We start from the raw sequence: 11167 nt of genomic DNA, 5'->3' as shown, positions 1-11167 counted from the left end.
CGCGTCCTGTCGGTAACCCGACACCACGATGGACCGATCGGCTGATGGCGATCAATGCCGCCGCGGCGCCGACAGCGCGGTCATGCCGGGCCCGGACGTGAACGACCCCCGGGGTCCGCGCGGTTGCGCGCCGGCCATGGACGAGTGGCCGGGAACCCCGGGGGTCGGGTGGCTGCCGATATTCGCCAGCCGCGCAGCGGCGGACCCGGCGACGGGCAGTCGTGGCTGCTAGCGGACAGCCACCTCACGCGTCCCAATGCTGATCAACTCGGAACCACCTCCCTTCCCGTGTCCGGCAACCGTATGCCGCCGGTCCGGCGACGACAACCGGATTACCCGGCCGGGCGGGACGGCCGGCGGCGGGCGGGCCGCGCGGGCTCCCACCGGCGCGGAGGCGGGTTCAGGCGAGCCGGCCCGCCACCCGGTCCGGCTGGCTCGCCAGCAGCGCACCGGCCCGGTCGGCGTCGAGGTGCCCGCCGAACAGCGGGCCCTGCGCGAGCAGGTAGCCCAGCGCCGCCAGCTCCCGGGCCTGCTCCGCCGTGGCCACCCCCTCGGCGACGAGGTCGAGGTCCAGGCCGTCGGCGATCGTCACCATCGCGGCGGCGATCGCGGCGGCGGCCGGGCCCTCGGTGATCCCGGCGACGAACGCCTCGTCCACCTTGAGGGTCCGCACCGGCGTGGTCCGGAGCACGCCGAGGGCGGAGTGGCCGGCGCCGAACCGGGTCAGGGCGACGGTCACGCCCAGCTCGGCCACCTCGGCCAGCACCCCGGCGGCCGCCGCGCTGTCCAGGACCGCCGCCTCGGTGACCTCGATCGCCAGCCGGACCGCGGGCAGGCCGGCGTCGCTCAGCGCGGTGGCGACCGTGGTGGCGAAGCCCGGCGCGTGCAGTTGGCGCGCGGGGACGCCGACGTTGACCGTCCACGGCCCGGTGGCGCCGGCGCGCAGCCAGCCCGCGGCGGTCCGGCAGGCCTCGGCCAGCGCCCGGGCGCCGAGCGGCACGATCAGGCCGGTGCGTTCGGCGGTGGCCACGAACTCGTCCAGCGGCAGCGGGCCGCGCTGCGGGTGGTCCCAGTGGACCAGGGCCCCGGCGCCGACCGGGCGGCGGTCGGCGAGGCGCACGACCGGCTGGAACAGCAGGCGCAGGCCGCCGTGGTCGATGGCCCGGCGCAGTTCGGCGCCGAGCTGGGCGTCGTGGTTCGCGCGCGCGTCGAGGGCGGCGTCGTAGCTGGCGTACCGGCCCTTGCCGGCGTCCTTGGCCGCGTACATCGCGAGGTCGGCGCGGCGCAGCACCTCGGTGCCGTCCGTACCGGGCTCGACCTCGGCGATGCCGATGCTGCACCGGACGAGCAGCTCGTGCCCGGCGATGTGCAGCGGCTCGGCCATGGCGCCGCCGATCCGGTCGAGGACGCCGGTGCCCGAGGCCGCCGACAGCGACGGCAGCAGCATGGCGAACTCGTCGCCGCCGAGCCGGGCCACGGTGTCGTCCGGGCGGACGCAGCCCTGCAGGCGCTGGGCCACGTGCACGAGCAGCTCGTCGCCGACGGCGTGGCCGAGCTGGTCGTTGACGGTCTTGAAGTCGTCCAGGTCGATCAGGACGACGCTGGCGGCCGCGCCCGTGCCGAGCAGGGCCTGCATCCGGTGGGCGAACAGCCGCCGGTTGGCCAGGCCGGTGAGCGCGTCGTGCTCGGCCTGGTGGCTCAACTGGTGCTGGGCGTCCTGCAGGTCGCGGACGGTCCGGTCGACCCGGTGCAGGAGCTGGGCGTTGTCGCTGAGGGCGCTGATCTGCCGGTACACGACGAGGGCCGTCAGGGCGACCGCGACGGCGGCGGCGAGGATCGCGAACCGGTCGCCGAGCCGGCACGCCTCCCAGATCAGCATGCCGTCGGTGGCCGCCACGGCGATGTACGGCAGGTAGCTGAACGTGCGGCGGCGGCGGGGTGTCGGCTCGGTCGCCGCGCGGGCCAGCGCCTGCCGCCGCGCGGCCAGGGTCACGCCCAGCGAGACCGGCGGCAGGCAGACCATGGCGGCGTGGACGTTGGCCTGCGCGGCCAGCAGCGGGGCGAGGGTCGCGAGCCCGGCGGCGACGCCGACGGAGGCGGACAGCAGGTGCAGCGCGCCGTGGTCCACGCCGCCGACGCCGAGGACGGCGAACTTGGCGATGGTGAAGACCACGACCGCGCCGAGCAGGACCACGGCCATGATCGCGAACGCGCCGCCGAGCTGCTGCCAGGCCCGGGTCTGGCTGAACGACAGCCGCCACGCGACGTAGCCGACGGTGAGGACGACGATCGTGGCGTCGACGGCGAACCGCCGGCGCTCGGCCCGGGGCAGCCTGGTGCGGCCCGGCAGGCCGAGCAGCGCCCACGCCGTGATGCTGACCGCCACCATGTACACGACGACGGTGAGCGGGGAGCCGGTCGTGGGGGTGGCGCTGGTGCTGAGCATGGCCTCGCGCATGCTGAGCACCCCGCCGACGCCCTGGACCGCGAGCGACACCGCGACGAGCCGCCAGAACCGCCGGGGTACCGTCCCGGCGCTGCCCGCGGTACGCCAGCAGTGGATGGCGGCCACCCAGGTCGCGGGGATCGTGGTGCCCCAGACGAGCAGGATCGGCGGGCGGACGCCCGCGCCCATCACCACCACCCACACAACGGACATCGACACGCAGAAGGCACCGAAAGCCACGGGAGCGGACGGATTGCCCGGCCACCAGCGCTGCGCCCGCACGGTCCACCCCCTCCGCTCGTCGATCCACCGTCCCAGCCCTTCGGCATGCGGGGCAGCAGATTTGAGGAGACCGGGCAACCCGCCGCCCCCTCGCGACCATGCTCCCGGGTCGCCGCCGCCCCGCCGCCCCGCTGCGCCCGCCCCCGGCCGGCTCGCCGGAGGATCCGGGCAGGTCACGGCCGCCGGACTTGACGCGGTGACGGCCGTGTTCACGTTTCGACAGTCGTGGCCGGAGAGGGTGTCGTGGTGGCGTCGGGCCCGTCGCGGCAGGGTTCACCGCATCGACTGCACCCGACGCGGAAATGGGGTTCGCGACGTATCCGTGCCGAGCGCGGCGGCCCGCGCGCTCGGCCTGATCCAGGACCGGCCGTCGCCGGCCGCGCGCGGGGTCAGCGGTTGACGTAGGCGGCCAGGCCGCCGGCCTCCTCGTTGGCGATGTACACCGACCGGACGTTGATCAGGGCCTCCTCGACGTGGGCGAGGCAGCCCCAGGCCGAGTCGCCCCAGGCATCGGCGATCTTGACCTCGGCCGGCGCGGCGCAGCCGGGGGCGCCGCCGAGCTGGCAGCGCTCGGGGTGCGGCGCGGCGGCCTGCGCGGCCGCGGCGGCGCGCATCCGGGCCGCCAGTTCGGCGGCGTCCGCGGCGCGCCGCTCGGCCTCGGCGCGCAGGGCGCGCTCCGCGTCGACCGCCTCGGCCAGCCGGGCGCGGTCGGCCTCGCCGCGCGCCTCGGCGGCGAGCCTCGCCCGCTCGCTGTGGTGCCGTTCGATGGCCAGGGCCGCGGTGCCGGCGAAGACCCGGGCGAGGGCGAGGTCGGTGTCGCGGGGGACGCGCGGGGTCCGGTGGTACATGGCGAAGGTGCCCAGCAGGCCGCCGTCGCGGGCCAGGATCGGCGTGGACCAGCAGGCCGCCAGCCCGGCCCGCCCGGCCAGGTCCCGGAAGTCCGCCCAGAACGGGTCGGTGGTGATGTCGGTGGCGAAGACCGGCTGCCGCCGGTGGGCGGCGGTGCCGCAGGAGCCGACGCCGTCCCCGGTGGCGATCCCGTCGATGGCCCGGTTGTAGAAGTCGGGCAGCGAGGGCGCGGCGCCGTGGCGCAGGTGCCGGCCGTCCGGGTCGGCGAGCAGGACGGAGACGAGCAGCTCCTCCGGCGCGAGGTTCTCGATGCAGCGGGCCATGCCGTCCAGTACGTCGGTCAGGGGCGCCTGGCGGGCGATCTGTTCGAGCAGGGCCCGGTGCTCGGCCATCAGCGTCCGGGCGTGCCTGGCCGGGGTGGTCTCCACCCCGATCACCCGGACCCCGGTCACTGCGCCGTCGGCCCCCCGGCGCGGCTCGTACGTGAGGTCGAAGAACGCCTCCCGCTCGGGCGTCCCGGCATCCGGGACGATCCGGACGTCGCGGTCGGTGTGCGGCTCGCCGGTCCGGTGGACCCGGTCCAGCACGGCCGCGAGGTCCCGGCCGGCCCGGTCGGGCTCGGTGATCGGCACCCCGGTCCGCTCCCGCTCCCCGCCGAAGGTGGCGAGGAAGGCCGGGTTCGCGGCTTCCAGGACGTGCGTCGGCCCCCGCAGGGCGGCGTAGACGGGCGTGGACCGGCCGAACAGCGCCCGGATGTCCTCGTCCGCCGCCCGCCCGGCGGCCGCCGGGTCGGCAGCAGGGGGCTGCTGGCCTGGCACCGCCGCCATCGTGGTCCGCCTCTCGTCCGCGGACGCGGGGACGCATCCGAGATCAGCCCCGCCGGGCCGACGCGGTGCGGCGGGCCACCACCGGGCGCGACCTCCGCCCGGGGCGGCGCCCAGCGTCGCACGGCGCGCCGCACCGGTACCGGGCAGGGGTGCCGGCGGCGGCGGCCCGCGGGCGGGTGTCCGCCGGCCACCGGCCGACATACCCGGCACCGCCGCGGCTCATGCACGCGCGCGCACCCGGCCGGCCGTGGCGGTGCCGCTACCGCAGCAGCGCCGCCAGCCGGCTGACGACCCGGGCGTCGAAGAGGCCGGCGGCGGCCATCCAGTCGTCGTCGAAGACGGTGTCCAGGTACTTCTCGCCGCCGTCGCAGACGAGGACGACGATGGTGGCGTGCGGCCCCACCGCCGCTGCCCGTTCGAGGGCCCGGTGGATCACGCCGCCGGCCGAGCCGCCGACCAGGATCCCGTACCGGCGGGCCAGGTATCGGCAGGTCTCGAACGCCTCCGCGTCGGTGACCCTGACCCCCTCGGTGATCAGGTCGTGGTCGATGAGGTCGCCGATCTCCGCGCCCTCGGGCGTACCGGTGCCGGACTGGTGGTACGGCGCTCCCGGTCCGCCGAAGACGACGGAGCCGTGCGGTTCGACGCCGACGATCGCCAGGTCCGGGAGGCGTTCCCGGAGGGCGCGGCCGGTGCCGCAGAGGGAGCCGCCGGTGCCGACCGCTCCGTACAGGTAGTCGATGCCGTCGCCGAGGGCGTCGCTGAGCTCCCGGGCGAGCGGCCTGTAGCCGTTGGGGTTGCCGGGGTTGCGGTGCTGCGCGGTCCAGTGGGCGCCGTGGTCGGCGGCGAGCCGTTCGGCGGTGGCGTCGCGTTCGGCGGTGGCCAGCGCGTCGCCGCCGACGTTGACCAGTTCGGCGCCGTACGCCCGCATGGACCGCAGCTTGTCGGCGCAGGAGTGGTTGTCCACGACCGCGCTGAACTTGTATCCGCGTTCGGCGGCGATGAGCGCCAGGCCGGTGCCGGTGTTGCCGGAGGTCGATTCGACCAGCCAGCCGCCCGGTTGCAGCAGCCCCTGCTCCTCGGCCTCGTCCACCATGCTGCGGGCCATCCGGATCTTGGCGGTGCCGGTGGGGTTGTACTGCTCCAGCTTCAGCAGCACGGTGGCCATGCCGTCGCGTACGGCGAGCCGGAGCAGAGGGGTGCGGCCGATGAGGTCGGAGATCCGGTCCGCGATCACGATTCGCTCCTCCCGCAGAGGTCGAGCAGCCGCCGGACGAAGACGTCGTTCTCCGCGGGCGTCGACAGCGAGGCCCGGATGAAGCTCTCGTAGCCGGGCTCCCGCCACGCCTTGACGATGATTCCCGAGCGGTGCAGGTCCAGGGTGACCCGGTGCGCGTCGCGGCCGGTGTCGACGAACAGGAAGTTGGTCGCCGACGGCGCCACCCGCAGGCCCGCGCCGCGCAGCCGGTCGGCGATCCTGGCGATCTCGATGCCGGTCCGGCGTACGGCGTCGGCCAGGTGTGCCGGGTCGCCGAGCGCGGCGAGGGCGGCGACCTGGGCCAGCCGGTTCACGTTGTAGGGCGTGCGCACCCGGTCGAGCGCGCGGATCAGGGTGGGGGTGGAGGCGACGCCGTACCCCACCCGGAAGCCGGCGAGGCCGTAGGCCTTGGAGAAGGTGCGCAGGACGATCCACGGCCGGTCCGCCCCGCGCAGTACCGTCAGCCCGTCGGGGTAGTCGGGGTTCGGCCGGGCGAATTCGTGGTACGCCTCGTCGAGTACCAGCAGCGCCGATTCCGGGGTCCCGGCGATGACCCGGGCCAGCTCCGCGCCGGTGAGCAGCGCGCCGGTGGGGTTGCACGGGTTGGCGAGGAACACGAGTTTCGGCGAGCCCGCCAGTGCCCGCCGCCACGCGGCGGCGTCGAACCCGAAGCCCCGGCTGACCGGTACTTTCTCGACGCGGGCGCCCATCATCCGGGGGAAGATCTCGTGCAGGCTGAAGCCGGGCGCCTGGGTGACCACGAGGTCGCCCGGGTCGAGTACCGCCTGGCACAACAGCTCCAGGATGTTCTCCGAGCCGTTGCCGAGTACGACGCGCTCGGTCGGCACCGCGTGGAGTCGCCCGATGGCGCCGACGAGCCGCCTCCCGGTGGGGTCGGGGTACCGGGCGGTGTCGGCCAGGTGCCGGGACACGGCGGCGGCGACCGCCGGCGAGGCCCCGAACGGGCTCTCGTTGTTGGAGAGCTTGATGACCCGGGCGACTCCGCTGGCGTGCGCCACCTCGTCGGGGTCGGCGCCGGGGTCGTAGGCGGGCAGGCCCGCCACCTCCCGGCGTACCGGGGCCGCGGCGGCGGCGGCGGGTTCGAGCACTCCGGTCATGACGGCATCGCCTCCAGGGCAGGGTGGCCGGACGTCGGCTCGCGCAGCCGATCGACCCGGCGCAGGAACGCGGACAGGAGAATGGCGGCGGTGGCGGCGAGCCCGACGGTCTGCCCGATCCAGACGCCGTGGACGCCCCAGCCCGCGGTCACGCCGAGCGCGTAGCCCGCCGGCAGGCCGACGAGCCAGTACCCGACCAGCGAGATCCGGAACGGCCCGGCGGTGTCGCCGACGCCGCGCAGGATGCCGTTGCCGATGTTCTGGCCGGCGTCGAACACCTGCATCCCGGCGGCGATCAGCAGCCCGGGGACGGCGATGGCGACGACGGTGGCGTCCCCGGCGTGCGCGGCGGGGATGAACAGCGACACGATCCACTCCGGGACCACCAGGTACGGGACCGCGACGACCAGCATCGCGACCACCCCCCAGGCCAGGCTCAGCAACCCCAGCCGCCGGGCCCGGGCGTAGTCGGCCCGGCCGCTGACCTCGCTGATCTGCACGGACGCCGCGTGCGAGATGCCCGCGGAGATCATGAAGACGATGTAGACGATCTGGTTGAGCACGGTCTGGGCGGCCAGCGCCCCGACCCCGAGCGTGCCGATCAGCAGCGTCAGCACGCTGAAGAACCCGGCCTCCGAGGCGTAGGTGCCCGCGATCGGCAGCCCCAGCCGCCACACCGACCCGACCGCCCCCCGCGACCAGCGCCCCGGCCCGGACCAGCGCAGGTACCGGCGGACGGTGCGGTCGCGCAGGACCACCGCGGCGAACGCCAGGAACGACAGCAGGAACACCGCGACGGTGGCGATGGCGACCCCGACGAAGCCGAACGCGGGCAGGCCGAGCTTGCCGTGGATCAGCACGTGGTTCAGCCCGATGGTGAGAACGACCGACGCGACCGTGATGGCCAGCAGTGGTCCCGGTTTCCTCAGGCCGGTGGTGACATGCCGCAGGTTCTGGAACCACAGGCACGGCAGCATCCCCGGCGCCAGGACCAGCAGGAACTCGCCGGCCCGGGCGACCACCGTCCGGTCCTGGCCCAGCCGGACGAGCAGCGGCCCGACCGCCAGCAGGGCCGCGCAGAACACCGCGCCGCCGACGGTCGCCCAGAAGAACCCGGCGAACGTCAGTTCGCGGATCCGGGCGTGGTCCCCGCGCACCCGGGCCTCGGCGACCAGGTTGCCGACGCCGGTCAGCAGGCCGGTGCCGGTGGTCCGCAACTGGTTGAACAGCGCGATGGCCAGGCCGGCGGCGGCGATCTCCAGCGCGCCGAGCCGGCCGAGCATCACGATGTCGACGGTGGTCAGCGCGACGTGGGCGAAGTTGGTCAGGATGAGCGGGAGCGCGAGCCCGAGCAGCGCGCGCGACTGCGCGGTCCACCGGCCGGCCGCCGCCCGCTCGGCGGGGGGCGCGCTCACCAGAACGCGACCCTGTGCCCGCGGCCCTCGGCCAGCGCCAGGTCGGCGACGTAGCGGCCGAGCGCGGCATCGGTCACCGCCATGCCGCTGTTGTACGCGAACACCACGTCGCGTTCGTCGCGGCGGGCCGGCGCCCGGCCGAGCAGGATGTCCGGCAGCTCGGCGTCCACCACCGGCCGGCTGCCGTCGGCGGCGCGCAGGTCGTCGCCGGTGGCGTACATCTGGGCGGTGTCGGTGGCGATCCGGTAGTCGGCGCCGTGGCACACGTCCGCGTGCACGCCGTAGCCGAGCAGGACGGCGACGGCGCCCGGCTTCATCGACGCGCGCCGTACCTCCTCCTTGACCGACAGGCCGGCCGCGCCGATCACGATGTCCGCCGCGCCGGCCGCCGCCCGGACGTCCTCGACGATCTCCACGTCGATGCCGGCGACGCTGTCCCGCACCGCGCGCAGCCCGTCGGCGTACGTGCCGAACACCATCAGCCGGTCGAGGTCCGGCAGCGCCGCGAGCAGCATCGGCAGCGCCATCCGCCCCTGTACGCCGGTGCCCACCACCAGGGCGGTCCGGGCGTCCGGGCAGGCCGCGCGGGCGAACAGCGCGGTGGTGGCCGACGAGCGCAGCGGGCCCAGCTCGACCACGTCCATCAGCGCGATCGGCGCGCCGGTGCTGTCGTCGCAGAGGAAGACGAACGAGTGGAACCGATAGCTGTCCCGGCTGCGCTGCGGGTCGAACTCGTACACCGCCTTGAAGCAGACGGTGTCGCTGCCGGCGTCGCGGGCCACCATCGAGTAGCTCAGCGAGTGGTGGTCCGGGGGCTCGACGATCGTCTTGACCGGGTTGTCCGAGCCGGCCTCGCGCAGCGCCCGGTAGGCCCCCGCGACGACCTTGATCACCTGCGGGTAGTCGAGGTCGAGGCCCGCCAGGTGGGACTGGGGGAGCAGCCACAGCTCTCCGGGCGGGGCGTAGCGCGGTAGCACCATCGGATCTCCTTCATCGGGGGGTGGGGTCAGACCCGGTCCAGCCGCCAGCGCGGCGGACCCCCGCCGGCACCGGGGCGCAGGACGACCTTGAGCGGCAGCGGGGCGTCGTGAAACGGCGATTCGTTGGAGTCCATCTGGTAGCCGGCGGTGTTGAGGTAGACGAGGTGGTCGCCGCGGCGCACCGGCCGGGGGAAGCCGACCTTCCGCCAGGTCACCAGGTCGTTCTCCAGGCAGGTCGAGCCCGCGACGCAGGCGGGGAACACCTCGTCCGCGGCGGGGTGGGCCGCCAGCAGCACCGGATCGGGGAGGTAGTCGCTGTTGAACCACTGCTCGGACAGGCTGAAGCTGCTGCCCGCCACGGTGACGATGGCGTAGCCGTCGGCGTCCCGCCGGTCGTCCACTCCCTGGACGCGGAAGACGGTGAAGCCCGCCTGGTCCAGCACCGCGCGGCCGGGCTCGACGACGAACCTGATGCCGGCGCGGGCCGCCCGCGCCGCCAGGCTCTCCCGCCCGTTCACCGGGTGGGTCATGATGGCGCGCAGCGCGTCGTTCGCGAGCTGGCCGCCGTACGGGTAGAAGTCGGCGAATTGTCGATTCGCGTGATAATGCCCGGGCTCGTTGCGCCGGAGGAACTCGGCCCACAGTCGCGGATCGACATAGCGCACCGGTAGCCCGCCCCCGATGTTGACAATCCCGGCGGACGGCGAACCGCATAGTCTGGCCTCGACACAGTGGTCGATCAGCTCATTCGCCGCCAGTGCGCGTTCGGCCGGGGAATATCCCGCGAGATGGACCGAGAATCCGCACAGCCGGACGAATTCGGCGAGTTCCGTACACCGGGCCGCGGCGGCCCGGCGCTCCGGTGCGGCCATGCCGAACCGGCTCCGGGGCTGGCTGTCGACCCGGGCCCGCAGCAGCACCCGGACCGGGGTGCGGGCCCGCGCCGCGGTGTCCGCCAGCCGGCGCAGCTCGCCGAGGGAGTCCACGGCGACCAGGCAGCCGTGCCGGACGGCCAGGGCGTGCAGCGCGTCGTCCTTCTCCGGCCCGGAGACCCCGATGCGCTCGCCGGGTACGCCGCCGGCCAGGGCTTTCACCAGTTCGGGAGCGCTGGCCACGTCGATGCCGACGCCGAGCCGGGCGGCCGATTCCGCGAAGCAGCCGGCCTTGTTCGCCTTCTTGGCGAACAGGATGTCGGCGGCGGCGCCCACGTCCAGCAGCGTCGCCCGCAGCGCGGCGACGTTCTCCTCGAATATCCCCGGCAGTACCACGTGCAGCGGCGACCCCAGCCCGTCCAGCAGGCTCGCCAGCAGAGCGCGTTCGTGGTCCAGCAGCGCGGCCACCGCGGGGTGGCGAAGCGCCGGGAGTGCAAAGGGCGCCGATGTCGCCATCCGGAACGACGCCGAGGGACCGCGGGAGTACCGGGCCGGTCGGGCCATTGTCACACCTCGGTCCTGCATCGATACCTCCACGGGTTGGCGATTCCTTTTTCTTCCTAGCTGTATGGAAAAATTGTCGGCAAGTGCGGGTGCGATGTGGACACCCGGCCGCGTCTTGCCAGATCGGGGCGGCGCGCCCGGGATTCGTTCGGTGCAGCCGTTGATCATGGCAAGGTGAACCATGTCGATGTCGAGCACGGCGACGCACTACGGCGCCGACGTGTCGCTGCGCAGCCGGATCAGGGCGTGCTGGACGCTGCTCCTGGTCCACTTCTCGCGCCCCGACGGCGTCGGGACCCGCTCCCGGTTGAGCACGTGCATGATCTCGGCCAGCGAGCGCCCCTCCCGGCGGAGCTGGCCGGCGCGCCGCGCGCCGGCCGACACCGGCTTCGGCGGCCGTCCCGGCCGTAGCCCGTGCTGGTGGATCGCCGCTGTCGCCGAGGTTCCCGTTTGCGAAGTCATCGACGTATTGTTGTATCGACATGTATGGATGAATAGTGCCACCTGTGCATGAGGGACCTATGCCTCCGAGATCACCGCCGCCGCCGGGCCCGGT

Annotated in this window: 8 protein-coding genes; all 8 read right to left on the bottom strand. The window is 74.5% G+C overall.

Annotation, left to right across the window (positions count from 1 at the left end):
• Positions 1-400: 400 nt before the first annotated feature.
• The 8 genes from IEY94_RS18980 to IEY94_RS18945 all read right to left on the bottom strand — a co-directional run bounded on the left by IEY94_RS18980 (position 401) and on the right by IEY94_RS18945 (position 11073).
• A complete protein-coding gene (locus IEY94_RS18980) occupies positions 401-2659 on the bottom strand; it encodes a putative bifunctional diguanylate cyclase/phosphodiesterase (protein ID WP_229784262.1) in 2259 nt (752 codons plus the stop codon).
• Positions 2660-3117: 458 nt separating this feature from the next.
• A complete protein-coding gene (locus IEY94_RS18975) occupies positions 3118-4404 on the bottom strand; it encodes a GAF domain-containing protein (protein WP_189171573.1) in 1287 nt (428 codons plus the stop codon).
• A 259-nt stretch (positions 4405-4663) separates the two neighbouring features.
• Positions 4664-5641, bottom strand: coding sequence for a PLP-dependent cysteine synthase family protein (locus IEY94_RS18970; protein WP_189171572.1), 978 nt, complete (start codon positions 5639-5641; stop codon positions 4664-4666).
• Positions 5638-6780 carry a histidinol-phosphate transaminase gene (gene hisC / locus IEY94_RS18965; protein WP_189171571.1) on the bottom strand — a complete coding sequence of 381 codons (1143 nt, stop codon included), beginning with the start codon at positions 6778-6780 and terminating at the stop codon, positions 5638-5640. The genes IEY94_RS18970 and hisC overlap by 4 nt, the downstream gene beginning before the upstream one ends.
• Complete coding sequence (locus IEY94_RS18960) at positions 6777-8195, bottom strand: MATE family efflux transporter (protein WP_229784256.1); 1419 nt, start codon at positions 8193-8195, stop codon at positions 6777-6779. Before IEY94_RS18960 ends, hisC begins: the two co-directional genes overlap by 4 nt.
• Positions 8192-9175, bottom strand: coding sequence for an ornithine cyclodeaminase family protein (locus IEY94_RS18955; protein ID WP_229784255.1), 984 nt, complete (start codon positions 9173-9175; stop codon positions 8192-8194). The genes IEY94_RS18960 and IEY94_RS18955 overlap by 4 nt, the downstream gene beginning before the upstream one ends.
• Before the next feature lie 26 nt (positions 9176-9201).
• On the bottom strand, positions 9202-10515 hold the full coding sequence (locus tag IEY94_RS18950; protein WP_229784254.1) for an alanine racemase: 1314 nt from the start codon (positions 10513-10515) through the stop codon (positions 9202-9204).
• A 303-nt stretch (positions 10516-10818) separates the two neighbouring features.
• A complete protein-coding gene (locus tag IEY94_RS18945; protein WP_189171570.1) occupies positions 10819-11073 on the bottom strand; it encodes a recombinase family protein in 255 nt (84 codons plus the stop codon).
• Positions 11074-11167 lie beyond the last annotated feature (94 nt).

Origin of the sequence: Pilimelia anulata, assembly GCF_014647895.1 — a bacterium.
Lineage (GTDB): Bacteria > Actinomycetota > Actinomycetes > Mycobacteriales > Micromonosporaceae > Pilimelia > Pilimelia anulata.
This window is presented reverse-complemented; position numbering and strand designations above follow the sequence as displayed.